Source organism: Moraxella sp. K127, from assembly GCF_015223095.1.
In the GTDB taxonomy this organism is placed as follows: Bacteria; Pseudomonadota; Gammaproteobacteria; order Pseudomonadales; family Moraxellaceae; genus Moraxella.
The window spans coordinates 1-25,570 of the sequence record NZ_JADFBZ010000003.1 but is presented as its reverse complement, the minus strand read 5'-3'; the positions used below and the strand labels follow the sequence as shown (position 1 = coordinate 25,570).

At 43.4% G+C, this 25,570-nt stretch carries 22 protein-coding genes and 1 tRNA gene; 5 read left to right on the top strand and 18 right to left on the bottom strand.

All coding sequences use genetic code 11. From position 1 onward, the window contains the following. Positions 1-45: 45 nt before the first annotated feature. From IM753_RS01055 to IM753_RS01040, 4 genes are all read right to left on the bottom strand, one after another. A complete protein-coding gene (locus IM753_RS01055) occupies positions 46-486 on the bottom strand; it encodes a roadblock/LC7 domain-containing protein (protein WP_194108450.1) in 441 nt (146 codons plus the stop codon). 47 nt (positions 487-533) lie between these two features. Next, positions 534-1,061, bottom strand: coding sequence for an ATP/GTP-binding protein (locus IM753_RS01050; protein ID WP_066888851.1), 528 nt, complete (start codon positions 1,059-1,061; stop codon positions 534-536). A gap of 79 nt (positions 1,062-1,140) precedes the next feature. After that, entirely contained in the window at positions 1,141-2,229 is a 1,089-nt protein-coding gene (locus IM753_RS01045) for a hypothetical protein (protein WP_194108449.1), read from the bottom strand. 775 nt (positions 2,230-3,004) lie between these two features. After that, positions 3,005-3,670: a DUF4230 domain-containing protein gene (locus IM753_RS01040; protein ID WP_065255492.1), complete on the bottom strand. Its 666-nt coding sequence runs from the start codon at positions 3,668-3,670 to the stop codon at positions 3,005-3,007. A gap of 323 nt (positions 3,671-3,993) precedes the next feature. On the opposite strand from IM753_RS01040, the gene IM753_RS01035 reads away from it, so the two are divergent. The 3 genes from IM753_RS01035 to IM753_RS01025 all read left to right on the top strand — a co-directional run bounded on the left by IM753_RS01035 (position 3,994) and on the right by IM753_RS01025 (position 8,435). Beyond that, positions 3,994-5,721, top strand: coding sequence for a proline--tRNA ligase (locus IM753_RS01035; RefSeq protein ID WP_194108476.1), 1,728 nt, complete (start codon positions 3,994-3,996; stop codon positions 5,719-5,721). A 113-nt stretch (positions 5,722-5,834) separates the two neighbouring features. Beyond that, on the top strand, positions 5,835-6,140 hold the full coding sequence (locus IM753_RS01030; protein WP_194108448.1) for a PepSY domain-containing protein: 306 nt from the start codon (positions 5,835-5,837) through the stop codon (positions 6,138-6,140). A gap of 147 nt (positions 6,141-6,287) precedes the next feature. Then, positions 6,288-8,435, top strand: coding sequence for a M3 family metallopeptidase (locus IM753_RS01025; RefSeq protein ID WP_194108447.1), 2,148 nt, complete (start codon positions 6,288-6,290; stop codon positions 8,433-8,435). 252 nt (positions 8,436-8,687) lie between these two features. Here the strand turns inward: IM753_RS01025 and queF are convergent, their stop codons facing one another. From queF to IM753_RS01005, 4 genes are all read right to left on the bottom strand, one after another. Beyond that, entirely contained in the window at positions 8,688-9,545 is an 858-nt protein-coding gene (gene queF / locus IM753_RS01020; protein ID WP_194108446.1) for an NADPH-dependent 7-cyano-7-deazaguanine reductase QueF, read from the bottom strand. Between the two features lie 157 nt (positions 9,546-9,702). Then, complete coding sequence (locus tag IM753_RS01015) at positions 9,703-10,473, bottom strand: ABC transporter permease (RefSeq protein WP_194108445.1); 771 nt, start codon at positions 10,471-10,473, stop codon at positions 9,703-9,705. 38 nt (positions 10,474-10,511) lie between these two features. After that, positions 10,512-11,444, bottom strand: coding sequence for an ABC transporter ATP-binding protein (locus tag IM753_RS01010; protein ID WP_370582798.1), 933 nt, complete (start codon positions 11,442-11,444; stop codon positions 10,512-10,514). 169 nt (positions 11,445-11,613) lie between these two features. Further along, positions 11,614-12,159 (bottom strand): cytochrome c5 family protein, encoded by a 546-nt coding sequence (locus IM753_RS01005; RefSeq protein WP_062498552.1) that lies wholly within the window; start codon positions 12,157-12,159, stop codon positions 11,614-11,616. 192 nt (positions 12,160-12,351) lie between these two features. Here IM753_RS01005 and IM753_RS01000 point away from each other — a divergent pair. Further along, positions 12,352-12,428 (top strand) — tRNA-Arg (locus IM753_RS01000). 45 nt (positions 12,429-12,473) lie between these two features. Here IM753_RS01000 and gloA read toward each other — a convergent pair. The 10 genes from gloA to IM753_RS00950 all read right to left on the bottom strand — a co-directional run bounded on the left by gloA (position 12,474) and on the right by IM753_RS00950 (position 22,568). Continuing rightward, complete coding sequence (gene gloA, locus IM753_RS00995) at positions 12,474-13,007, bottom strand: lactoylglutathione lyase (protein ID WP_065255317.1); 534 nt, start codon at positions 13,005-13,007, stop codon at positions 12,474-12,476. 115 nt (positions 13,008-13,122) lie between these two features. After that, the gene (locus tag IM753_RS00990; RefSeq protein WP_194108443.1) at positions 13,123-13,746 is read right to left on the bottom strand and encodes a carbonic anhydrase; all 624 of its coding nucleotides are present in this window, start codon (positions 13,744-13,746) and stop codon (positions 13,123-13,125) included. Positions 13,747-13,778: 32 nt separating this feature from the next. Next, a complete protein-coding gene (locus IM753_RS00985; protein WP_194108442.1) occupies positions 13,779-14,762 on the bottom strand; it encodes a hypothetical protein in 984 nt (327 codons plus the stop codon). 451 nt (positions 14,763-15,213) lie between these two features. Beyond that, positions 15,214-16,326, bottom strand: a complete 1,113-nt coding sequence (gene aroB, locus IM753_RS00980; RefSeq protein WP_062498569.1) for a 3-dehydroquinate synthase — start codon at positions 16,324-16,326, stop codon at positions 15,214-15,216. A 65-nt stretch (positions 16,327-16,391) separates the two neighbouring features. After that, a complete protein-coding gene (locus IM753_RS00975; RefSeq protein ID WP_194108441.1) occupies positions 16,392-17,003 on the bottom strand; it encodes a shikimate kinase in 612 nt (203 codons plus the stop codon). Between the two features lie 122 nt (positions 17,004-17,125). Next, the gene (locus tag IM753_RS00970; protein WP_194108440.1) at positions 17,126-19,249 is read right to left on the bottom strand and encodes a type IV pilus secretin PilQ; all 2,124 of its coding nucleotides are present in this window, start codon (positions 19,247-19,249) and stop codon (positions 17,126-17,128) included. Between the two features lie 34 nt (positions 19,250-19,283). Then, positions 19,284-19,814, bottom strand: a complete 531-nt coding sequence (locus IM753_RS00965; protein ID WP_227713033.1) for a pilus assembly protein PilP — start codon at positions 19,812-19,814, stop codon at positions 19,284-19,286. Then, entirely contained in the window at positions 19,814-20,632 is an 819-nt protein-coding gene (locus IM753_RS00960) for a type 4a pilus biogenesis protein PilO (RefSeq protein ID WP_083108163.1), read from the bottom strand. The genes IM753_RS00965 and IM753_RS00960 overlap by 1 nt, the downstream gene beginning before the upstream one ends. Next, entirely contained in the window at positions 20,629-21,510 is an 882-nt protein-coding gene (locus IM753_RS00955; RefSeq protein WP_194108438.1) for a PilN domain-containing protein, read from the bottom strand. The genes IM753_RS00960 and IM753_RS00955 overlap by 4 nt, the downstream gene beginning before the upstream one ends. Beyond that, positions 21,510-22,568, bottom strand: coding sequence for a pilus assembly protein PilM (locus IM753_RS00950; RefSeq protein WP_194092607.1), 1,059 nt, complete (start codon positions 22,566-22,568; stop codon positions 21,510-21,512). The genes IM753_RS00955 and IM753_RS00950 overlap by 1 nt, the downstream gene beginning before the upstream one ends. A 267-nt stretch (positions 22,569-22,835) precedes the next feature. Here IM753_RS00950 and IM753_RS00945 point away from each other — a divergent pair, with 267 nt between their 5' ends. Then, positions 22,836-25,550, top strand: a complete 2,715-nt coding sequence (locus IM753_RS00945; RefSeq protein WP_065255324.1) for a penicillin-binding protein 1A — start codon at positions 22,836-22,838, stop codon at positions 25,548-25,550. The last annotated feature ends 20 nt before the right edge of the window (positions 25,551-25,570 follow it).

Genomic DNA, 25,570 nt, shown 5'->3' with positions numbered 1-25,570 from the left:
GCCTTAATAAATCAACTGCTTATATAAACTTGGGAACGAGATATATTATTTGCCATGGTGCTGACTGTCAAGCTCTACCAAGCGAGCGGTTGCTTTATTCATGGCATGCATGATTTGCCCAAGCAGTACTTGCTGTTTGGTTACCACAATCAAAATCATGGGCTGGTTGGCATTTGGCACAGAACTGATCATGATTTTACCATTTTCAGCATCCAAAATCACCGAACGACATCCTGTCAACTGTGCTTCGGCAGTCCAAGCTTGTACCAATGCCAAAATAGATGAACCAACCGCTGAGAGTTTATTGCCATCATAGTTTTTTTGAAAAATGGATGACACCTCAAAACCATCAGTTGATGCCAATAACACGCCATCCACACCCGTGGTAGAATGTAACAATTCATGCAAAGTCTCTTTGGAGAGCGTAACGAACTGTTCGGCAGGTTTGATGCGATTAGAATCCAATTTAAAAGGACTAAGACTCATGATATTACTCCAATATGTTTATTTTTGTATCAGTATTATGACATCAATCATTCAGACTGTTCTAAACTGGCGATGATGCTCTCAACGAGTAATAAAACATCTTCACGTTTACGCATGTCCACAGGAAATAGCGGTAAATTACGTCCAATACCTGCCAAATAATCACGATAAATAGAAAGCTCACGCTCAGGCATTTTATCAACCTGACTAACACCAAGGACGATACGACCATCATAAATGTCATCAAAAATCTTTAAATAGTGCGTCAAATCCGCCACAGGGTCAGCCGCTGAATGGTCAATCAAAATCACCACACCCAAAGCACCTTGCGATAAAATGGGCCAAATAAATTTAAAACGCTCCTGACCTGGGGTGCCATACAGTCCAATACTTGCCCCACCATCAACGGTAAGCTCACCATAATCCATACCAACCGTGGTCAAGAGCTTAGCGTTAGTGTCAAGGTCGGTGTTCATAACCTCTGTTGAGACAACAGGAATGTCGGAGAGGCTAGAAATGGCTTGGGTCTTACCTGCACCCATCGGACCACTAAATACGATTTTTAGACGCTGCATAAATACTACCTAAATAATAAATACAAATAACGACGATAATTGTATGATAAAAATACAGATATTGCAAATTAAGATATCATCATAATCCCAACTTACGACGCAGACGTGATAAGAAACCCAACTTCTCTTGTTGCTCGGTGGTTTTTGGTTCAGGTTTGGGTTCACTGGCGGGAATGGGTTTGGCAACTGGGGCGGTCGGTGCTGGTACGGTCGGTACTGGCGTAATGGTGGTACTGATATTTTGGTAACTATTATCCGTCAAATGCTGAGAGAACAGCAGTGAGACAATCACCTTTTGAACAATAAGACGGCTCAGTCCTGTACGTACCACAATCTCATCTACCGTGCGTGCTGTATCTTCTAAGGCAACCATCGTTCGCAAAATGATGCGTCTGTCGGCATTGTTATCAGGTTTTGCCCACGAACGCAACTGGTAACGGGCTTGGGGATTGATAAGCGGTAGTAACTTATCGGAATTTACCCATGCAATCTGATAAAGCCACTGATTCATGTCTATGGCATGCTTAGACTCACCTGCCATCCCGCCATACACTCGCAGTCGCCACGCCGTTACATCTGCCACTTTGGCACTTTTTAGCCACACCAACTGGCGTGCCCCATCAATGACAGCCAACACCTCACCATCTTGGGTCAGCTCAAATAAAGACTTAGGGCGAGTATGCAATGTTTTAACCAACTCTATCAAATCATTCATCTTTGCTGTGACAGGCTGTGCTTGTTGTGCTGTCTGAGTAGACTCGGCTGTTTGGGCTGTCTTAATGGGCGTCTCAGATGTGCTTGGCGTCTGATAAGCCAATCCTTTTAAGACGCTTACTTTTTGGTGTAGCCATTGATTTAGGTTGTTGATTTGTTTTAGGGGCAACACCAACAAATCATCAGTGATGCCACCATCGCCTGCCAGATTACGACAAAGGTATAAAATGGGGGTGCGTGGATGGGCATCAATGAGTTTTTGTACGCTGGCAGAATGTTTAAAATCTTGATTGATGACATATAAATCCACATCATCAACCTGAGCAGATACCCAGTCCAAATCCACATCCAAGCGTAATAAAACACGCAGATAACCCTTAAAAGTAATTTGGTCGGCAGGGCTGATACCAACCATGGCAATACGCATCGTATTTTTGCTATCAGTACTCGTCATGATTTACTCTCAACCAAAGCAATTGCTTGGAGATTATTAGTCTAAATTGCCTAACGCCATTGTCCTGATATTTTTTGATAAAGAAAATATCTGCTTAATTTTATAAGTAACCCGATACACCATAAATCAATATTTGATTTATGTTTTTCTTTTATCCCAATATCACATTTAATTAATACGACCATTGGTGATAATTGTTGATTTTAAATAAAATTTTAAAAATTCGGTCAGAAAATTTTAAAATTTAATAAAATACCATTATCTAATATCATGTTAAAAAATTTGGTATGGCAGTTAGAATGAGTGCTTTATTTTTTATTTAAAATGATGTCGCTTCATGATACAAATGAGAGTAATTATCGATAAGTTATAAAATTTATCAAAAATTCGTTATCGCTATTGATTAGCATTTGATAAAAAATTAATTTTAATCAATAAATTACCAAAATCAGGCACATTTAACGGCTATTTTGACATGATATCACGCCAAAACATTAATTTTAAATAATAACAGAGATAAAACAGCAAATTTAGGTTGTTAATTTGCTGATTATATTTTATAACATAATTTGGTTTACGGCTATACCAAACAGTAAAAATATTTTACCATTGAGCAATATTTTTATACCCATAAAAATATTATGGGTATAAATTAAGTATGTTTTGTGTATTATTTGGGCAAATTGATGATTTTATGGACACATTTATCCATTTTATCAATTTGATGAAATGTTATTATTTAACATTTTAAATGTCATGCATTAATAACATTTATTTAAATTCGACACGCCCCCACATCGCCATTGACCACCACAGTCGCCCCTGTCAAGGCAAATAAGCCCTTGATTTGTTCGGTGGCGTTATCGGTGGCAAGGGTCATGATGTCGCCTTGGCACGCTTTTTTTAGTACTTCGGCTTTGGCGGATGTTTGGGCTTGATTTAAAATCTCAGGGTCGTTATCCACCACGCCAAACAGCCCTGTTTTCCAGTCATAGACCTGTATGTCATCAAGGAACACCTCAAACACCTGCGATGGCGGGAGTGTTACCGTGATGTTGGCGTGTGGGGCGACTTTTGGGTCGGTCTGGGGGTCAAAGGTAACTTGCACGTTGTCCGCCGTGATTTTACCCAAATCCACGCCTGCCAAAACCCGCCCACGAGCAACAAACAGCCCCTTTTGTTCGTCCTGCCATAGCTTGTACCAATTGCCTTCTTTTTGGGCAGTGATGACCGTGTCCACGCCAAAAGCAACGGTATTTAGGCGAGCCATTTTTTGGATTTCGGTAACAACACCGTCTCGGCTAATGGCGGATACGGCAGGCTCTTCGGTCAATTTTAACGTCCAAAAAACTGCCAAAAATGCAATCATTGCCATGACCGCCACGATACAAAATAGGGTGAATTTATTGGCTTTTTTGGATTTTGGGGTTGATATGCTCATGTGTCTCCTTAAGATTGGATGGAGTAAAATGAAAGAGAAAGATTGATAAGTTGGATCATCATAGCACTTTATGGGAATAAATTTTTAAAATTTTTATAAAAAGACTTGCACAGTTACCAAAGTTTACTTTAATATAATACGTTTTTACTAAATTTAAGATTTGGGATTGTTTAACCAAGAGATATTGTAAAAAATTTGGATGCGTAAGAGCAATGTATTCGCTCAAAAAATCAATGCGTTTACAGGGCAAATGTGATTTACCCCTACAAATCTGCCCAAAGCATGACAATCCACAATACCAAACACCAATCAGCGAGAATTTTATGAAAGCCAGTCAATTCACCCTAGCCACCCTTCGCAACACCCCAAGCGATGCCGACATCATCTCTGCCCAGCTTATGATAAAAGCAGGACTCATTCGCAAACTTGCCTCAGGCTTGTATGTGTGGATGCCAACAGGCTTGCGTGTGCTAAAACGAGTGGAAAAAATCGTCCGTGAAGAGATGGAACGCATCAGTGCCCAAGAGCTACTCATGCCTGTCACCCAACCTGGCGAACTGTGGCAAGAGAGTGGGCGTTGGGAAGATTATGGGGCGGAGCTACTTCGCTTTAAAGACCGCCATAGCCGTGATTTTGTGCTAGGACCTACCCACGAAGAAGTCATCACCGACATCGCTCGTGGCGAATTAAAAAGCTACAAACAGCTCCCTGCTACGTATTATCAAATCCAAACCAAATTCCGTGATGAGATTCGCCCACGTTTTGGGGTGATGAGAGCAAGGGAATTTACCATGAAAGACGCCTATTCTTTTCATATTGATAAAGACAGCCTTGCCAAGACTTATCAAGACTTTTATGAAGCCTACACTCGCATTTTTACCCGTTTGGGGCTTGATTTTAGGGCGGTGCAAGCGGACACGGGGTCTATTGGCGGATTTGCCAGTCATGAATTTCACGTCCTAGCCGACAGCGGAGAAGACGACATCGCATTTAGCACCGAGTCGGATTATTCAGCCAACGTAGAGCTTGCCGAAGCCGTCTGCACCGCCACACGCCAGCCCCCAAGTGAGCCACGCACGGACGTAGATACGCCAAATATGCCCACTTGTGAAGAAGTGGCAGAGCATTTGGGCATTGAGCTATCACGCACGGTAAAAACGCTCATCGTCAAAGGCTCGTATTCAGAAGACACGCCCGATATGCCAAAACTTGTCGCCCTTGTGTTGCGTGGCGACCACACCCTAAACGAGCTAAAAGCTGAGAAGTTACCCCAAATCAAAGCACCGCTAGAAATGGCAAGCGAAGATGAGATGAAAGAAGCAGGTCTCATCAAAGGCTATATCAGCGTGGACTTGGCAAAATATGGCATACCTGTCATCGCTGATAGAAGTGCGTCCGTCATGGCGGATTTTGTGAGTGGGGCAAATGTAGCAGACAAACACACAAAAGGCATGAACTGGGAGCGTGATGCGGTCTATGCAGAGGTTGCCGACATTCGCAACGTGGTGGACGGCGACCCAAGCCCTGACGGTAAAGGCGTGCTACAAATCAAGCGTGGCATTGAAGTGGGGCATATCTTTCAGCTTGGCGATAAATACTCGCACGCCCTAAACTGTGCCGTCCTTGGTAAAGAAGGCAAGCCTGTTACGCTGATGATGGGCTGTTATGGCATTGGGGTTAGCCGTATCATCTCAGCAAGCCTAGAACAAAACCACGACGACAAGGGCTGTCTATGGGCGGACACGCCAGACCCTGCCGATAATATCGCCCCTTTCTATGTGGCGGTCGTCCCCATGAAATCCAAAGACGGCTCAGCAGAAGCCAAAGCGGACGAGCTGTATAGCACCCTAAAAGCCAAAGGCGTAAACGTCCTATTAGACGACAGAGACGAGCGGGCGGGCGTGAAATTTGCCGATTTGGAGCTCATCGGTATCCCTCATCGTATCGTGGTGTCCGAGCGTAACCTTGCTGAGGGTAAATACGAATACGCCAAGCGTGGGAGTGATGATAAAGAGCTGTTGGGGCTTGATGAAGTGCTTGCGAAGTTTTAAAGAAACAATCATTATAACTTTTTATACAAAAATAACTCATAATTGGCTTGGTCTTGTTATATAATAAGACCAAGCCAATTAGGCTTATCATACCATTATCATAGAGAAATATCATGAAAATTACAAAAGCCCTAACCATCGCCCTAGCCTTAGCCACTGCAAGTGTCGGCATGGCTCACGCAGATGATGACCATCTAGAACGCACCGCTTATCAAGACCCAGCAGTTCATCAAAACCTTGAAAAAGCTCGCACCATCATCAAAGCACAAGGCTACCAAATCACTGACGAGTTAGAAATCGATGAGAAGCGTGGTAAGCTATATGTCAAAACCGAAGCCATCAAAAACGGCAAAAAATACGATATCCGTCTAGATTATCCCAACTTAAAAAATCTGCAGGCCAAACTTGATAGAGACTAAAACCAAAAGCCCTGTATTTGCAGGGCTTTTTTATGCCCAGCCCAAGTCATTCCTAATCAAGCCCCGCAATCACTGCCTTTTATCCATAACTATTCTTGATTTTTTAAATCACTTTGCGTAAGATAAAGTTTTTTATCAGGAGACATCATGGAACGCCGTCAATTTTTACAACTTAGCTTAGGAACCGCTCTTGCCATGAGCCTACCCAAATTTGGCATGGCACACCCCCTACCCTTAGATTTGCCCACCACCTTACAAGACAACCCCCTACTACACTTTGACGGCTTGCCCAACTTTGGGGCGGTTGAGATTTCGCACATCACGCCTGCCATTGACTTTTTATTAAAACACAACAAAGACGTGGTCAAGCGTGTCTGTGCCCAAAAAAGTATCACATGGGACAACTTCTACGCCCCGATAGAAGATGCCCAAAACAAACTAGACCGTGTGTGGGGCGTGGTCGCTCATCTGCATTCGGTCAAAAACTCAGATGCCCTGCGAGCGGTATATCAGGACATCACCAAAAGCACAAGCGACTATGAGTCGTGGTTTGGTATGTATCGCCCTTTATATGAAGGCTTTAAAAAACTTGCCAAAAGCGATGAGTTCAAAACCTACACCCAAGCCCAACAAAAAGCGATAAACGATGCCTTGCTGGATTTTAAACTATCAGGCGTGGCATTGACAGGCGACAAAGCCAAACGCTATACCCAAGTGGTTGCTCGCTTGTCCGAACTATCCACCCAATTTAGCAACAACGTACTAGATGCCGACATGGGCTGGGAGCTTGTCATTGACGACAAAGCCAAGCTATCAGGACTTAGCGACATCGCCCTACAAAAAGCAGAACAATCCGCCAAATCCAAAAACAAAACGGGCTACCGTTTTGGGCTAAACGTGCCAAGCTATCTGGCAATCACCACCTACGCCGATGACAGAGAGCTACGCAAGCAAATGTACGAAGCCTATCGCACTCGTGCATCCGACAAAGGTCAAAATGCTGGCAAATGGGACAACACCCCCATCATCAACGAACTTATTGATTTGCGGTTGGAACTTGCCCAGCTACTTGGCTACAAAAACTACGCCCAATATGTGCTTGCCAAACGCATGGCAAAAGACACCGATGAAGTGCTTGGCTTTTTAAAAGATTTGCTTGCCAAAACTCGCCCCACCGCCAAAAAACAAATGCAAGAGTTGCAACAATACGGACGTGATATTGGCGTATTGGGTCAAGATGATAAGATTGAGCCGTGGGATTTTGCCTATTTATCCGAAAAACAAAAGCAAGCACTTTATAACATTGACAAAGAAGCCCTGCGGGTGTATTTCCCTGTGGATAAAGTGTTAAACGGCATGTTTGAAGTAACTCGCCGTCTGTTTGGCGTGGACGTGCGTGAAAAAACAGGCGTGTCCTTGCCCCACCCCGACACTCGCTTTTTTGAGCTGTATCAAGACGGCAAACACATCGCATCATTTTATCTGGATTTATTTGCTCGTGAAAACAAGCGTGGCGGTGCGTGGCATAGCACAGCGATTGGGCATTTTAAAAAATCCACTGGCGACACCCAAAAACCTGTCTCCATGCTCGTGTGCAACTTTGGCGGAGCAACCAGCGACAAACCTGCCTTGCTACTACATAGCGAAGTAGAAACGCTGTTTCATGAGTTTGGGCATGGCTTACATCACATGCTCACACAGGTGGACGTGCTTGCCCTGTCGGGTACTCGTGTGCCAAGAGATGCCGTGGAGTTCCCAAGCCAAATGCTAGAAAACTGGACATGGGATAAAGACGTGCTTGCCCTTATCTCGGCTCATTATGAGACAGGCGAACCTATTCCTATGGACATGGTTCAAAAAATGCAAACCGCCAAAAACTACCTATCGGCGACTTCTATCGTCCGTCAGTTAGAGTACGCCCTATTTGATTTTCGTTTGCACGTTGAGCATAAGCAAGGCGACAAAAAAACACTTTCTCGTCTGCGTGATGACATCCGCCAAAACGTCTCGGTACTCGGTGAACCTGACTGGGTGCGGATGGCTCACAGTTTTAACCATATTTTTTCAGGCGGTTATTCGGCAGGGTATTATAGCTATCTGTGGTCGGAAGTGCTGGCAAGCGATGCCTTTACTCGCTTTGACAAAGAAGGACTGCTTAAACGACAAACAGGGCAAGATTTTGTCAATGCCATTTTATCCCAAGGCGGTGCGGATGAGCCGATGAAGCTGTTTGAGCAGTTTATGGGTCGCAAACCCCAAAACGATGCTCTGTTAAAGGCTCGTGGGATTGGTTGATTAGGGCATGCCTACCCTTTATAACACTATTTGCAATTCAGAAATATTTTAGAGATAAATTAACCGTTTTTGCATGAAAAATGGCTAAATCTTGTTTTTCTTCGTCAAAAACTTGCTTGATAGAATAACTATCAAGCAAGTTTTTTCCTTGAAAAACGTGCGATTTTTCTCATTTTTCATTGCAAATACAAAAGATAGGCACACCCTAATAAATAAACCCTGTCATTACAGGGTTTATTTTTTACTTTTATTTTATTGACGAATAAGCCGTCTAATCCGCCCCTTATCCGCATTAAATACCCGTACAGGGTTAATGTCAATCCCACCACGTCTTGTATAATTCGCCAACACTTTTAAAGAGGTCGGCTTAAAATACATCATCATATCGGCAAATATCCGCTCCACGCATTGCTCATGAAAGCCGTTATGCTGTCTAAATGACAAAATGTATTTTAAAAATTCGCCAAAATCCAATGCGTATTCGCTTGTCATCTCAATTTGCACCGTCCCCCAGTCAGGCTGATTGGTAACAGGGCAATTTGAACGTAAAAGATTGCTATAAAATTGATAGGCTTTTAATTCGCCTTTTTTGGCATTTTTTAAAAACTTGCTATCAATATCATCGCTTAAAATGACTTCATCAGATAAATGATTTAATACATCATCAATACAAATGCCAATAGGTTTTACGATAGCTAATTCATCGCTATTTAAATCAATAATCTCAACGTCCACATTCGCACCAACACAAGCGGATAAATCTTTTTGTAGCGTGATTTTTAATTCATCAATACTGCTAAATTTAGTAAAGTTTAGGCTATTCAGATAGAGCTTTAATGATTTGGATTCTACGATATTTGGCGAATTGGCAGGAATGGCAAAACGAGCCATTGCCACTTGTGAAATACCAATCGGATTTAGCCATGACAATTCAAAGGCTTGCCAAATATCCACGCCTTTTTTTAATTCGTCATGGTAATTATTAAAATCAAATCCCACGTCTTTTAAAATCTCATCTCGTCCGATTTGCCGAGAAATGGGATATAAAATAGTGGGGTCATAAGTTTTTGAATAGGTGGTGCTTTCGCCCAGTACGCCGTGAATGCTCATATTTTACCTTTTTTATTTGATTTATATTAGACTTCCTGCAAAACCCCAAATTAAGGAAAACCGTTCGTGGTGAGCCTGTCGAACCATGACGGTTTTCCGCCACCCTTCGACAAGCTCAGGGCGAACGGAAAACTAGTTTTACAGGAAGTTTATTAAACTAAGAAAGCCGAATTCTTTTACCGTCTTTTAATATTTTATATGCCACGCCATAAAACACCGCACAAAATACCAAAATCGCCAATAACGAATAACCGACATTGACATCAGAATGCCCCAATATGCCATAACGAAAAGCATTGACCATATATACAATGGGATTTAGCAAAGATAAATTTTGCCAAAAAGATGATAAATTCTCCAATGAATAAAATACACCGCCCAAATAAGTTAAGGGCGTTAAAATAAAACTTGGCACAATAGAAATATCATCAAAAGAATGGGCAAATACTGCATTAACAAATCCACCCAATGAAAACAACACAGATGTGCCAATAATGGTAATAAGCATGATCGGAAAATGACTGATTGTTAATTGGGTAAAAAATAATGCCACAATACTCACAATTAATGCAATGGCAAGCCCACGAAACACGCCACCGCCCACATAGCCTAATAATATGGCGTGCTTAGATATGGGCGACACCAGCATTTCATCAATACTGCCATGAAATTTGGTGCTAAAAAATGATGAAACCACATTAGAATAACTGTTGGTAATGACCGACATCATGATAAGACCAGGCACGATAAATTGCATATAACTCACGCCTCCCATCTCTCCGACACGAGAGCCTATCATTTGTCCAAATATTACAAAATATAACGTCATGGTAATAACAGGGGGCAATAAAGTTTGAGGCCAAATACGGACAATGCGTTTTATTTCTTTAAATAGTAAGGTGTTAAAAGCGACTAATTGACTGTTCATGATTTTCCTTAATAATATTAATATATTTTTTCCGTCATTTATTTGCTATTTTGAGAGTGATTGTCTACCACTCCCATAAATAATTCTTCTAGGCGGTTGTTTTTATTTCTCATGCTAACAATTTGGATATTAAAATCATTTAATTGGCAAAATACATCATTTAGATTTTGGTTTTTATTAAGTGTAATTTCTAGGGTTTTATTATCCGATAAAGTTATGTGGCTGATATTATTGATGGTTGGCGTGTTATTTAATTCATCTTTTAAATCAAATACAAAAGTTTCTAATGATAACTGCGTAAGTAGTGATTTCATATCGGTATTAATTAAAATCTCACCATGATTTAATATGGCAATGTATTTACATAACTGTTCAGCTTCTTCTAAATAGTGAGTGGTCAAAATAATGGTAGTGCCTTCATTTTTATTCAAGTGTTCAATAAAATCCCACATAGAACGACGCAATTCAATATCTACCCCTGCGGTTGGTTCATCTAATATGAGCAGTTTGGGGCGGTGTATCAAGGCACGAGCAATCATCAAACGGCGTTTCATACCGCCAGAGAGCGAACGAGCCTTTTCATCTTGTTTATCCCAAAGCCCCAATTCTTTTAATAAAAATTGTGCCCGAGGTAGAGCATCTTTCTTTTTTATGCCGTAATAGCCTGCTTGAATGATGAGAATGTCCAAACATTTTTCAAATTGATTAAAATTAAATTCTTGGGGAACAATGCCCAAATAGGATTTGGCAAGGCTTGGATTTTTGTGCAAATCCACACCAAAAATCTGCACCGTACCATCTGTTTGTGGAAATAATGAGCTAATAATACCAATCATGGTGGATTTACCCGCCCCATTAGCACCAAGCAAAGCAAAAAATTCACCTTGTGGCACAGTCAAATCCACACCTTTTAGGGCGGTAAAGCCGTTAGGATAGGTTTTTTTAAGGTTGGATATTGTTAAAGCTGGCATGGTCATGGTTTTTAAAATTATGTTTAGGCTAGGTGTGTTTGGTCAGTCATGTTTTGCATGGGTGTTATCTTATATGGTATAAAAATATGATATAAAAATTACCAAAACACAGCAAAGACAAATCGCCTAAGTGGTTGCCCACCTAAGCCATTTGGTGTCATTAGATAAATTATTGAGATTGAGTGATGATATAATCAACCGCATTTTTTACTTCATCATCAGAGATGTCTGCACCACCACGGGCAGGCATGGCATTAAAGCCATTGATGGCATGGTCATACAAAGTTGTCTTGCCTTTGGCAATACGTGGAGCCCAGTCAGAGGTACCTATTTTAGGAGCTCCTACCAAACCTGCATCATGACAAGTGGCACAGATGGCTTTATAAAGCTGGTCACCTGGACGAGCCACACCCTCTACCGCAGGAGCCAGTACGGTGATGTTGATATCACATTCTTCACCATCAAAGCACACTTTACCCACAGGGGCGATACGTGCCACCAGTTGTGGGTACATGGCGATGAGCTTTTTGACCTGAGCACTATCCTCAGGGATGGCTTCTTTTTTGGCTTCTGCTTTTGGTGCTTCTGCAATCGCGGTCTCTGCCTGAGTCTCGGTCGTTGCTTTTGCATTGGCAGGTGCTTCACTTGCTTGGCTGGTCATCACGCCAGAGATTGCCAACAATGTGGCAAAAGATAAAGTTACAATTTTTTTCATTGTCTTATCTCGTTTAGCCTTGAATAATCTTGTTATTCTGGGTTTGGGAAATTTACCCTACTATTATAAGGGAAAATAGGGATAAAATGCCACGTTTTTTATGTAATTTGTAAAAAATTAGCAAGATTTTTTGGTAATTTTACAAAAACATGGTAATTTTAGCAAAAATTTGCTAAAATATCGCCCTTAAATGTGCCTGTAGCTCAGTTGGATAGAGTGTCAGCCTCCGAAGCTGAAGGTCGTGGGTTCAATTCCCGCCAGGCACGCCATTTATTTATCATAAAAAACACGCCCAAAAGCGTGTTTTTTTGTGTTTAGCCTTTTAGCTCAATAATCTCTACCCAATAGCCGTCTGGGTCTTTGATAAAGGCGATGTCTTTCATGCTACCGTCTTCGGGGCGTTTTTGGAATACGACATTATTCTCATCAAACCACGCTACTGCCTCTGCCAAATCAGGCACGGCAAAGCAAATATGTCCAAAGCCTCTGGGGTCGCTGTTGCCGTCATGATAGCTAAAATCAGCATCATTTTCGGTGCCGTAGTTGTGCGTAAGTTCTAGAATACCGCGTTGGCGAGAGACATAAGCGGTCAGGTTCTCTGTGGCAGGCAAATTCTCACGCTCATCTTTGGTCAATTTTGCCAAAAAATATAGGTCAAATTTGGCATCAGGGAATTGACTGTGGCGTAATAGGGTCATTCCAAGCACGCCAGTATAGAATTCTAGTGATTTGGTAGGGTCTTTGATACGTAGCATGGTGTGATTAAAAGTAAAGTTCTCAGATGCTGTTGGAATGTCTTTGACACCATCAGCGGTCAAGGCTTGGTCAGGCTGGGGTATGAAAGTCATTAATTTCTCCATTTAGGTTGATATTTGATTGACATTTAATCGATAAAACACTTAGTTGGGATAAGGCAACAAGATTTTGCCACATCGGTAGATTTTAATAAACCTATTGATAAAATCATTCAAAAAAGTTCACTTTACCAGTGGCAACATCATATTCTGCTCCGACAATGGTTAATCGCCCACTATTAACCATGTCCTCCAAACTGCGTGAGCCTGATTTTAACTGGCTTACCGACAGTCGGACATTGGCACGCACGGCACGGTCAATGAACTCATCCATGTCTATCTCGCCATCGTTTGCGGTGAGTATCTCATGTAAATTATACACACTGGGGCGAATCCTATCAACAATGGATTGCAGGTTGGGCGAATAATACTGCTCGGGGTTAATAAGTGTCTCCACGCACGCCGTTACCGCCCCACAGTGGCTATGCCCTAGCACCACCACAAGCTCGGTGCCGAATTTCTCGGCAGCAAACTCCACCGAACCAATCTGTGATGGAGCAACGACATTGCCCGCCACTCGAATAACAAACAATTCGCCTAATTTTTGGTCAAAAATCAGCTCCACTGGCACACGAGCGTCCGAACACCCCAAAATAATCGCCGATGGCAGTTGTTCCTCCACAAGTATCGGTGGGGGCTGATGATGTTCTTTGGCGTTTTTGATTTTTTCTACATAACGCAAATTGCCCGCTTTTAATTGTGCTAACACCGCTTGGGCGTTTAAATTTTTCATTCCAACTCCTTGTTAGCTCTGCCATATGCTCATCACTCATCACCTGGAATGGCAGATGTGTCTACACCAGACATGGATGGTGCTGGTGCCAAATCAGCAATATTTGCACTTTGGACAGGCTGTTCAGGCTTAGGCTCAGCTTGTTGTGGCTTGGTCTCGCTGCTTGTACTCGGCTTAGACTGCTCTGGTATCTCTTTGGGGATGATGGTTGGTGGCATTTTGGGCTGTTCGCCAACATCAGGCTTGCCAGATTTTGCATTGGGCTTGGTATTTGGCTTGGCTTCTTCGCCAAAATCAGCAATATTCTCTTCTTTAACTGCCTTAGGCTTGACCGTCTCTTGACTGCTCTCTTCTTTTGGTGCTTCGGCAGGGATTTCTTTTTTGGTGGGTTGTAATTTTACCGAACGGGGTGCTTCTTCAGAAAAATCCACAAACGTCTCTGGACGTTCATAGTTATCCACCATGCTCACATAGCGACCCATTTCTTCAGGCATGGGTGTCACGCTTTTTGGCAGTCCAAAATCTATCACTCTTATCGTCCCCAATGCTTCTTGGGTGCTACCCATGATGCCATAGGTTAGGATATAACGTTGTTCGTTATTGGCATTATGATAGCGAAAATAAGCAAATTTTTCACGGTCGCTCCGCCCTTTGAGATATTCGGTAATAATCTCATTTTGAGCCACGTCCATCACTTGCACCGTCCAACGTTTTTTGTTATCTTCAAAAAACTTCTTGCCTTTAAACTCAGCAGGATAATTACGCAAATCTCGCACCACCGTCGCAAAATCAATGGGTGGCACTTCCTTGGAGAGTTCATTTAAATTGTCAATGGTCACCGGCAAAGCAAAGTCTTCTGCAACCGCTTGGGTTTTTTGACGCTCTTTGGCAGTCGCTGGCGTGCCATGGGAGAGCGACATTAAGAACCACAATATCAGCATGATGCCTGCCATGACAAGCCACATCACCGCCTGTCTTCTGGACTTTTTGTTAATCATCGCTACACTTTGGGTCATGGTTTTGCCTTGTTATGTAAATTAATTAAAAACAATAATTAGGGCGTGCCTGCCTTTGGTATTTGCCATGAAAAAATACCTGTTTAAAAAAGCAGGGGAATCGCACGTTTTTCAAGGAAAGCTCCGCAGTTGATATTAAAATATCAACAAGGGCTGTGACTTCGAGCCACAATCCGACCACTTAATTTTAAAAATGAAATAAACAAATCTTAAAATCACACAGTTAAGTAGTCGGATAGCCATTTTTCATGCAAAAATTGATTTAAAATGTTAAGTTTTTACCTTATCTTATAAAAATGTTATCAACGGCAAGCACGCCCTAAATACTTCACACTCAACCTAAAATAGCAACTTATTGATTGTCTCATAATTATTTTTTGGATTGTAGGGGCAAATCATATTCGCCCTTGATAAATCAAGCACTTATATCAAGTTGAGAATGGAGCAATAGTTATGATAAATACCCATCAATGCCATCTAACACTTGTTCGAGCAGTACCATCTCAAAATCCTTGGTGACAAACGCCTTACCCAACGTCTCCAACAACACCAAGCGGATGGAGCCATTTTGCACCTTTTTATCATGCCCCATCAGATTGAGTGCCACTGCTGGGTCAATGGCTGGCGGACATACTGGCAAATCAAACGTCCTAAGCAGTGCCACCACACGCACCACATCATCACGACCAATCAGTCCCAGCTTATGCGACATCGCCAATGCTTGTACCATGCCCACCCCCACCGCTTCGCCATGGAGCCAGTTGCCATAGCCCATGTGGGTCTCGATAACATGACCAAAGGTATGACCAAAATTCAATAAAGCACGCACGCCTGATTCACGCTCGTCGCTGGCGACAATTTGAGCTTTATAATCACAGCAACGATATACCATTTCACCGAGTATGTTGGCATCTCTAGCGTTGATTTTGGTGGCATTGGTTTCAAGCCAATCCAAAAAATCTTTATCAAAAATCAGGGCGTATTTTACCACTTCTGCCAGTCCTGCCGCAAACTCTCTTTTGGGCAATGTCTCAAATGTCGTCATATCCGCCAGTACGCACACGGGTTGCCAAAATGCCCCAATCATATTCTTGCCAAGTGGATGATTGATGCCCGTCTTGCCACCTACGGACGAGTCCACCTGTGCCAATAACGTGGTCGGCACCTGAATAAAATTCACGCCACGCATAAAACTTGCCGCCGCAAAGCCTGTCATGTCACCAATCACTCCGCCACCCAAGGCGATGAGCGTACAATCTCGGGCAAAATGATTTTTCATTAACGCATCATAAATAGCATTGACATGCTCTTGGTTTTTGTACTGTTCACCGTCAGGCAGAATACAGCTCGCCACCGTCAAACCTGTCGCCATCAAACACTCGCTAAAATCAGTCAAATACAAAGGAGCAACTGTACTGTTGGTAACAATAAGCACCTGCTTACCCTTGATAAAAGGCAAAATAGGGCCTGCCAAATCTATCTGACCTGTGGGGCTGGCACCGATAAAAATGGGGTAATCATGGCTCTGGGTATGAACGCTAAGCGTACTGGTAATGTGTGTCATGGGTACTTACTACTGAGTGATGATGGAAAAATAAGGGTGGATTAAAACAAACAAATCAAGCTAATTTATATGACACTCGATTTACTCTCAATATCTTTGGCATAAGCAATTAGGATGTCTAATATCTCATTCATCATTTGTTTAGGATAAGCACGTCCTGTTGCAACAGTGATGTCCGCCACTTCTTTGTATAAAGGAGCCCGCCTTTGGTAAAGCATCTCCAAGACCGCTCTGGGGTTGTCATTTTTTAACAAAGGGCGATTTTTATCTTTTTTGGTGCGATGAATTTGGGTGTCCACACTGGCATCTAAAAATATCACCAAACCACGTTGCAGATACTCACGGTTGCACTCACGCTCTACCACGCCACCACCTGTGGCTAGCACAATATCTGGCATGGCAGACAGCTCGTCCATGGCATGGCTTTCTCGCTCACGAAAGCCCGACTCTCCTTCTTTGGCAAAAATCCAAGGAATATCCGCCCCTGCCTTTTCGCTGATATACCAATCTGCATCCAAAAAGGGTCGTTTTAGATGTTTGGCAAGCAGTTTACCAATGGTTGTCTTGCCTGCCCCCATGGGTCCCACCAAAAAGATGGATGGCAATAGATGGGCATAGTGATGAATGGGTCTTTCAACCAAAACTTCTTCAATCACTGCCGATTCTTCTACATTCATAATGATGTCGCTAAAAATAAATGCTTTATCATACAAGGTTTGGGCGATTATGGCTAGTGATTTTTTGTGAACGCAAAATAAAAAGCAGACCAATCGCCTGCTTTTTATTTAAATCATCAAGATTAGTAGCGACTAACGCCATCATTGACGATGCGTGGTGTAACAAAGATAAGGAGCTCCTCTTTGTTGTTAAGTCTAACGTCATTTCTAAACAAACGACCCACCCCTGGTAAATCACCCAAGAAAGGCACTTTATTTTGGTTGTTACCAATGGTGTTCTTAAAGACACCGCCCAACACCACAGTCTGACCATCTTCTAAGATGACATTAGTTTTTATCTCATCTGTATTAAGAATTGGCACGCCCAATACCCTACTACCAGAGTCTGCCGAATTGGTGATTTCTAGGTCTAGACCAATCTTCCCCTCTGGGGTGATATTTGGTGTGGCAGATAGCACTAAGGCTGCTTCTTTGAAACTGACGCTCGTTGCACCGCTGGCTGCTGCCTCTTGATAAGGAATCTCTACCCCAGATGATATTTTTGCCGTTTGCTTGTCGGTTGTTAAGACCTTTGGTGAAGAGATGAGTTCCCCTTTATTATCCGCTTGCATCGCTGATAATTCCAAGCCCAGTGCATAGTTATCAATGTTTAAAAGTCCCAACGATATGCCGCTTGTCGCTGTAACACCCAAATCAACAGCAAAGTTACCAAAGCGTGATTCGGTATTTGAAGAAGACAAACCATTCATGCCACGAATGTCAAACTTGTTACCAGTTCTATTAAAACCCCATCTAACACCCAACTGTTTGGAGAACGAATCCGAAGCATTCACAATGCGAGCTTCAATCATTACCTGCTTGACAGGAATATCAATGGTTTCAATCAATTGGCGTACATTATTAATGCTTCGTGCTGTATCATTAATAATGATGGTGTTAGTGCGAGCGTCAAAGGTGGCATTACCACGTGGGCTAAGCAGTGAATTGTGATTGTTAGCCGAACCAATTGTGCTACTTGCACTGCCCACTCTGCCTATCAATTCATGGATATCCTCTGCTTTGGCATAATTTAGGCGAATGTATTCTTGACGAATGGGTTCTAATTCATCCACTCTTCTGGCATCTTCTAACTCTTTGATTTCTGCAGCAGCTATCTCGTTAGCAGGTGCCACCAAAATCACATTGCCATTTTTACGCTGACCTAAACCCTTGCTTTTTAGGATGATATCCAAAGCTTGATCCCATGGCACATTCATCAGTCGTAGCGTAATATTGCCCTGTACATTGTCATTGGCAACAATATTCAAATAACCCTGATTGCCACTGGCGTTATCATTCACAAACTTAGCCAGCACATCCAAAACAGTACGCACTGAGACATCCTGAAACTCCATAGACAGGGGCTCACCGGTATAAACCTTCTCTTCTAAGGTAGGCTCACGCAACATCTTAGGTGGTAGCACTGATACATTTAAGGTGGAACCTGACTGATACGCTTGGTATTCAAAGTCCCCTGTCATGTTGATGGTAATCACACCGTTTTGACCTTGGTTGGTTGCATTAACATCTGCAACCAATCCATTGCCAGCAATACGTCTTAATAGATGGCGTGGAATGGTCGTGCCAGTGGTGCGAATCACCAATTTGTTGCCTTGGCGTTGTACATCTACAGGAATAGATTCATTGGTCAAGCTGACAACAACATCGCCACCTTGAGCATTACCTGTATAATTAAATGCCGAAATGCCTTCATAATTTGTCGCCAAAGAAGAGCTGGTCGGTGCAAGTAGCGGATTAACCCTTACTGTCATTGGCTGATTAGATGCTGGGGCAACAGATGGATTTACCACCACTTGATTGCCCTGCTTGACATTTACAAGGAGATTATTGCCTTCAATGGTGCTGGTATAGCTTGCCTGTTCTTTTAAATCAATCATCAAGCGTGTCATCGAACCATTATTTAGTGCAGTTACTTCATTGACCACACCACGGTTAATGGGCATGCTTCTTGGCAATCCACCACTGCTGACTTGGTTAAAATCAAGTGTCAGTTGTTTGCCACCTGCCTGCTGGTAGGCAACAGGGGTTACAGGCTGACCATCAAAAGCAACCTTAATTTGTGTGGTGTCAGCACTGATTTGGTTGGCTGATAAACCTTGAATGGCTAAAGCATGTGCCTCAATCGCCATAAAACTGATTGCCAACGCAGAGTAAGCAAAGGCGGATTTTTTGGTTAAAAAATTCATTATTTTGTCCTCAGAATAAATCTAGTTGGCTCTGTTAATTTGGTGACACCAACGGAGTGGTTTTTTCAACGTATTGCTCATCAACATCTTTGACAATCTCAATAAGATTGATTTGCGTTGCTGTAATCTCAGCAATGCGACCATGGTTTTTGCCCAAATAATTGTTTTTTTGAACATCATGAACCATACCATCTGGTGTTTGTACCAATCCAAATTCCTGTCCATTGGGAGCGGTTACTTTGCCACGATAGGTCAGTTCGGTCAATTCATAAGACTCAAGCGGCTCTTTCATCCGGTTCTCATCTGGCTTCACCGAAGGTGCCTGTTCTCTGACTTGCTGGCGTTCGCGCAGGCTTTTTGCCACGAAAGGACTAGGCTCACTTTGAGCAGCATAAGCAAAATCTTCAATGTGAAGTGGCTCTGGTGGTGGCTCAATGGCTTGCGGTCCTTGACTGCGAATTTTTTGCATCTCAGACTCAGCAATACTAATGCGATCAGTACAACCCGTCATTAATAATAATGCCAGCAATAAACCAACACCGACCTTAGAAGAATTATTTATCATCATTGACCTCCTTCGGTTGTTGCATTCAAATCCACGCCTTTGGAGCGATAAGTCTTAGTTTGCAACACCAGTTGTAACTCGGGCATTCTATCAAGCGATGGCTGTGGGTTTTTAATTTCAAAATCATGCATGGTGATGATTCGTGGCAATGCCGCAATACCACTCACAAACGAGCCAAATTGATGGTAATCACCCAAACCAATGATTTGAATCGGCTGTTCAATGAAAAACTCTTGCTCCACCTCGGCCTGCACTGAGATGTCTTGGAATCGCACACCGCTACCACTGCCCACCATGTTAATACCATCCACCAATTCAGGCACACGAGTATCGGTGGGTAGCTGTGCTAGTAAGTCAGCAAAGTCAGTTTTCATTTGTGCCACTTGCTCTTCATAAGCTTGCAAATGGCGAGCTTTGGATTCTTTTTCTTTATACTGATCTAGCAATACTGATTGCTGTGCTTCTGCCGCTTTGATCTCATCAAGCTTTTTGGAGACCAACATAAACCAAGCAAGTGCCAAGATAAATACCACCAACATCGCCAAGATAAAGATCTTGACCGGCATTGGAGCAGAGCCATAGTTTTGACCATTTAAGGAATTAACCTCCGCCATAAACTTCTTGGAATCAAAAGCAGGCTTTTTAGGCTTAGAACCTGCTTTTTTACCCTTGGCTTTTGCTTTGGATTTACCCAAGCCACCCAAGCCTTTTGGCTTTGATAAATTTGGCTTGCCAAGTTTAATTTTTTTCTTGCCACTCTCCTCTGGGGTAGCAGCCGCATCGGTAGCTGGTTTGGATTTTTTAAAAGGTGATTTCATAATTGACCTCCTACTTGGGTACTACCATCTGTAGGTGTAGGTTGTGCATTTTGAGTATTAGGAGCATCAGTCGCTTCTGTATCCACGGTGGTGTTATTAGTAGGTGCAGATGGCGGTGTTGTCTCACTTGTGGTTGAAGGTGTTTGAGCTGGGGCATTATCAACACCAATCACTGACACCTCGGGCATCTCTTGGTTGTCCATGCCTTGGCTATCCACAGTGACAGGTGGCAAAGCAACGTCTTCACCAGCTGAATCAGTAGCTTCATCTTTGGCTTCTTGATATTGAATCTTGGTGGTTGCCACGAATTCTACATAGCTATCCTCAGGATAGACAGAACGGGCACCTGCATTAGCCACTTGCTGAGAAGGTGTACCTTGATACGCTTGTATGCCACTCTTAATACTCACTACCGCCGAACCATCTAACCACTCACTGGCATTTAGATTACGCACTAGGTTTGCCACAACGTTGGGGTTGGCAGCAAAACCTGTCAATCTAATAACATCACCTTCACGCTTAATGTTATTTAAATACATGGTATCTCTTGGGATGGCTCGGGCAATGTTGTCCCACACACGTACGGGAACCGAACGGCGACCCTGCAAATCTTGAATGACTTTCATCTGAGCCAACATTTGCTCGCGTTGAGCTTCCAAATCTTCAATCGATTTTAGGGCGACATCAAGCTGAGCGTTGGCATCTTCAATACGTTTATTGGCATTTTGTTGATTGGTTAAATCTCTATTTAAAATAGACAAAACCAAAATCGTCGCTAAAATGGCAAGTCCAGCGGTGGCAGCAGCTAAAAGATTAAACTCTTTATTTCTACGCTCACGCTGTTCTTTACGCCATGGTAATAAGTTAATGCGTGCCATCAGTCAAACCCCCTTAAAGCCAATCCACACGCTGCCATCAGGCTTGGTGCATCTTTTTGGAGCATAACGGTATCAATGCGTGAGTCAATGGACATGCCCTCAAAAGGATTTGCCACCGACACCATGCCCCCAACACGTTGTTGCACCATCTGTGCCAATCCTGGCAATGCCGAAGTACCACCACACAAAATGATGTGATCAACATTGTTGTATTCGCTAGATGAGAAATAAAATTGCAATGAACGGCTGATTTGTTGGACGATATTTTCCATAAAAGGCATCAGCACACCCTCATGATAATCAGCAGGCAAAGTATGTTCGTGCTTGCCAATGGTGGCATCATGATAAGGAATGCTATAACGTGACTGAATCTCTTCGGTCAGCTGAGCTCCACCAAAACCTTGCTCACGGTTATAGATGAACTCACCGTCTTTGGCGATATATAGCGTGGACTGCTTATGCCCCAAATCAATGAGTGCCACCACCTGTGGGTCATTAGGCAGGTTATCCACCATCAAACTAAACGCACGCTCAATGGCATGGGACTCAATGTCCATCACTTTGGCTGTCAAGCCACCCATCAAGAGAGCCTCAACACGCTGTTCCACGTTCTCAGAACGGGAAGCGGCAAGCAAAACTCGCACCAAATTCGGGTCGGTCGCCGAAGGCCCTAGCACCTCAAAATCCATATTCACCTCTGCTAGTGGATATGGAATATACTGCTCAGCATCTAGCTTGATTTGTGCCTCACGGTCAGCATCAGACATGTTTGTTTCCATGTCAATGATTTTGGTGATGACCGCCGAGCCTGACACTGCCGTTGCAGCATCTTTGGCACCAGCACCAGAGCGACGCACCAAACGAGCGATGGCCTCGCCCACTTCTTCGTTATTGACAATATTTTTATCAACAACCCAGCCCGGCTCTAATGGCTCAACGCCATAAGACTTCAAATGAAGTCTTCCTTGTTGCTTTGTTAGTTCAACAAGTTTAACGGAAGTGGTACTGACATCTAAGCCGAGAAGATGCCGACCCTTAGGAGAAAAAGATAGTCCCACAGACTTTATCCTTATATTTTTGATGCCAACCGAACAAAAACAGCATCGTTTCGGTTATAATAGTGGCTTTTGAAAGTACAGTGCGTTACTGTTTTACACCAATGATGCCAACTTCACAGTTTTATTTACCAGTTTTGTTGGAAATCTGCTATACTTAGCTGTAATTTTAACATGAATTTTTCAAAATTAACATGCTTTGTAACGCATTCTTTACACAAAGAATATGATACAACATTTTGACAACAATTTTAACCACCTAGAAACGCTATGTCTCAAAAAAATTCTGCCGTTCGTCTGATTTCTTACCTAAAAAACCTAATTTTGGCAATTTTTGCTCTAATTTTTATCTTAGTGCTAACTTTTCCAATTGGGTTTTATGGCATGGCAATGTATCTTGAACCGAGCTTGCCAAACATCAAAGAATTAAAAACCATGCCCCTAGAAATGCCCCTACAAATCTACACCGCAGACAACAAACTCATCGGGCAGTATGGCAACAGGTATTCACTGCCTGTGGCATATGAAGACATTCCTGAGACCATGATTCAAGCGTTTTTGGCGGCAGAAGACGACACCTTTTTTGAACATACTGGCATTAGCGTCAAGGGGCTTGGGCGTGCCATTACTGAGATGATTTCAACCACGGATGGACAAACGGGCGGCTCTAGCATCACTCAGCAGGTTGCCAAAAACTACTTTTTAAGTCCTGAACAGACCTTTGAACGCAAACTCAATGAGATGTTCATCGCCCGAAAAATCGAAAACGAACTCAACAAACAAGAAATCATGACCTTATATGTCAATAAGATTTATTTAGGTCAAGGGGCATATGGCATCCGTGCTGCTGCCAAACGTTATTATAGCAAATCGCTAGATAACCTAACCGTGGCAGAGATGGCGATGCTGGCAGGCTTGCCCAAAGCCCCATCCGACTTTAATCCTGTCATTAACCCCAAACGTGCCTTAGAGCGACGCAACTGGATTATCGGGCGAATGCTTGCCGAAGGTTACATCACCAAAGCCGAGCACGACGAAGCACTGTCTGCTGACATCGGGCTAAACATGTATCAAGAGCGGTTGGATGTCAATTTGCCTTATATCGCTGAGATGGCACGCTCCGCCTTGGTTGAACGCTATGGCACGCAAGTCATGGACAGTGGCTGGCGAGTGCAACTGACCATTGATAGTACCGACCAAATCAAAGCAAGGCAATCCATTTTAAATGGCACTTATGGTCACAACGCTTCTGCCAATACCACTTATCGTGGTGTTGAAGCATTGACAGGCAACTTAGCCAATTTTAAACCCTTTACATTTAGAGATGGTGAGCGATTTCGTGATATGCTCCCCGCCAAAGTGGTAGAAGTCAAAAACGGTCAAATCCGAGCCGAGCTCCAATCAGGCGAGACCGTGCGTGTCATCATGAACATGCATTACGCTGACAGCAGAGTCGGGGGCAAGCGTCGTGGCTTTGGCACCAATTTGGTCGCTGGTGATAGAAAAGAGCTAAAACCCGCCATTGAAGTGGGTAACATCATCAGAGTCAGCAAACAAGGCAACAGCTGGTATGTGACTCAACCGCCACGCACCCAAGGGGCATTGGTGGCGATGAACCCCCAAAATGGTGCCTTAGAAGCCGTGGTTGGTGGTTTTCACTTTAACCAAAGTAAATTTAACCGTGCCACCCAAGGTTATCGCCAACCGGGCTCCATCATCAAGCCATTGGTCTATGCCGCCACTTTTGAGAACACCAAACTAAGCCCCAGCGACATCATTTCAAATGACCCCATCGTTATCGGCAACTGGCGACCCAAAAATGCTGGCGGGGGTGCAGGCGGTGCTGTCTCCATCTCTAACGCTTTGGCACGCTCACTTAACCTACCTTCCATCCGCATGATGCAACGAGCAGGGGTTGAGCCCACCCGTGAGATGTTGTCTTATTTCAGCCTAGAAAAAGACCGTCTGCCACAATCTTTGGCATTGGCACTAGGGGCAACCGATGCCACACCCTTACAAATGGCAACCGCTTATGCCACATTTGCCAATGGCGGTCATCGCATTCAACCTTATATCATCGAACGCATTTATAATTTTCACAACGAAACCATTTTCCAAGCCAATCCCGTCCAAGCCTGTGCCGTATGCTTTAACAAAGAACTAAGCAAGGTAAATACTCGCCTGCTAGATGGCTTTGGTCATACAGAAAATGACAAATCAGTCCAAGACAAAGACGACAACACCGACAGCCAATCCAATCAAAAAGAACAAGACCCACCACAAAGTGCCGACCGCACCAAAGCTCTAATCGCCCGTGCCAATGCCGCCAAAAAAGAATTGCAATCACGTCAAGACGACCATCGCAACGAACACCCAACTTTGGATGCCGCCCCCATCTTTGACCGCCTAAACCCCAAACAAGCCATTCAGTACGGCATCTCAGAGCAAGCCCCACGCATCCTATCGGTGCGTACCACTCGATACATGAGTAGCATGTTAAAAGACGTGATGACAAGTGGCACCGGCAGAAGGGGCAACTTTCGCTCTGACTTAGGGGGCAAGACAGGCACCACCAACCAAGCCAAAGACGTGTGGTTTGCGGGCATTCAACGCAATCATGTGGCAGTGGTTTGGCTGGGCTATGATGAGCCAGCATCACTTGGTTCAGGTGCCTTTGGTGGCACACTTGCCATGCCGATTTGGACTGATTTTATGAGACACCAACTAAGGGGCGAACCCATCAAATGGGTGGATGATGGCAATATCGCCAAAAGCAAAAAGACCGAGCAAAAAGTCATCAGCATCACCGATGACAACGAAGCCGAAGCCATCGAAGAGATTGCCCAAGACGAACTAGAAAGAGAAGAGCTGGCACGAGAAGAAGCCGAGCAAGCCCTTGCCGATGAGTTCTTAGGCACAGACATTGCCGAAAGCTCTGGCGATGAGATTATCCCCGAAGGCGACGGCGAGCCTGTCAATGACTAGCCTACCCCAAACAAAAACAC

Coding starts and splice junctions, on each gene's coding strand:
- IM753_RS01050 (WP_066888851.1), bottom strand. CDS start 1,061: ATGCAGCGTCTAAAAATCGTATTTAGTGGTCCGATGGGTGCAGGTAAG.
- IM753_RS00955 (WP_194108438.1), bottom strand. CDS start 21,510: ATGGCACGCATTAACTTATTACCATGGCGTAAAGAACAGCGTGAGCGT.
- IM753_RS00975 (WP_194108441.1), bottom strand. CDS start 17,003: ATGAATGTAGAAGAATCGGCAGTGATTGAAGAAGTTTTGGTTGAAAGA.
- IM753_RS00945 (WP_065255324.1), top strand. CDS start 22,836: ATGTCTCAAAAAAATTCTGCCGTTCGTCTGATTTCTTACCTAAAAAAC.
- IM753_RS01045 (WP_194108449.1), bottom strand. CDS start 2,229: ATGACGAGTACTGATAGCAAAAATACGATGCGTATTGCCATGGTTGGT.
- IM753_RS01055 (WP_194108450.1), bottom strand. CDS start 486: ATGAGTCTTAGTCCTTTTAAATTGGATTCTAATCGCATCAAACCTGCC.
- IM753_RS00960 (WP_083108163.1), bottom strand. CDS start 20,632: ATGAAATCACCTTTTAAAAAATCCAAACCAGCTACCGATGCGGCTGCT.
- IM753_RS01025 (WP_194108447.1), top strand. CDS start 6,288: ATGGAACGCCGTCAATTTTTACAACTTAGCTTAGGAACCGCTCTTGCC.
- IM753_RS01035 (WP_194108476.1), top strand. CDS start 3,994: ATGAAAGCCAGTCAATTCACCCTAGCCACCCTTCGCAACACCCCAAGC.
- IM753_RS00985 (WP_194108442.1), bottom strand. CDS start 14,762: ATGACCCAAAGTGTAGCGATGATTAACAAAAAGTCCAGAAGACAGGCG.
- IM753_RS01010 (WP_370582798.1), bottom strand. CDS start 11,444: ATGCCAGCTTTAACAATATCCAACCTTAAAAAAACCTATCCTAACGGC.
- IM753_RS00970 (WP_194108440.1), bottom strand. CDS start 19,249: ATGAATTTTTTAACCAAAAAATCCGCCTTTGCTTACTCTGCGTTGGCA.
- aroB (WP_062498569.1), bottom strand. CDS start 16,326: ATGACACACATTACCAGTACGCTTAGCGTTCATACCCAGAGCCATGAT.
- IM753_RS01005 (WP_062498552.1), bottom strand. CDS start 12,159: ATGAAAAAAATTGTAACTTTATCTTTTGCCACATTGTTGGCAATCTCT.
- gloA (WP_065255317.1), bottom strand. CDS start 13,007: ATGACTTTCATACCCCAGCCTGACCAAGCCTTGACCGCTGATGGTGTC.
- IM753_RS00990 (WP_194108443.1), bottom strand. CDS start 13,746: ATGAAAAATTTAAACGCCCAAGCGGTGTTAGCACAATTAAAAGCGGGC.
- IM753_RS01040 (WP_065255492.1), bottom strand. CDS start 3,670: ATGAGCATATCAACCCCAAAATCCAAAAAAGCCAATAAATTCACCCTA.
- queF (WP_194108446.1), bottom strand. CDS start 9,545: ATGAGCATTCACGGCGTACTGGGCGAAAGCACCACCTATTCAAAAACT.
- IM753_RS01030 (WP_194108448.1), top strand. CDS start 5,835: ATGAAAATTACAAAAGCCCTAACCATCGCCCTAGCCTTAGCCACTGCA.
- IM753_RS00965 (WP_227713033.1), bottom strand. CDS start 19,814: ATGATAAATAATTCTTCTAAGGTCGGTGTTGGTTTATTGCTGGCATTA.
- IM753_RS01015 (WP_194108445.1), bottom strand. CDS start 10,473: ATGAACAGTCAATTAGTCGCTTTTAACACCTTACTATTTAAAGAAATA.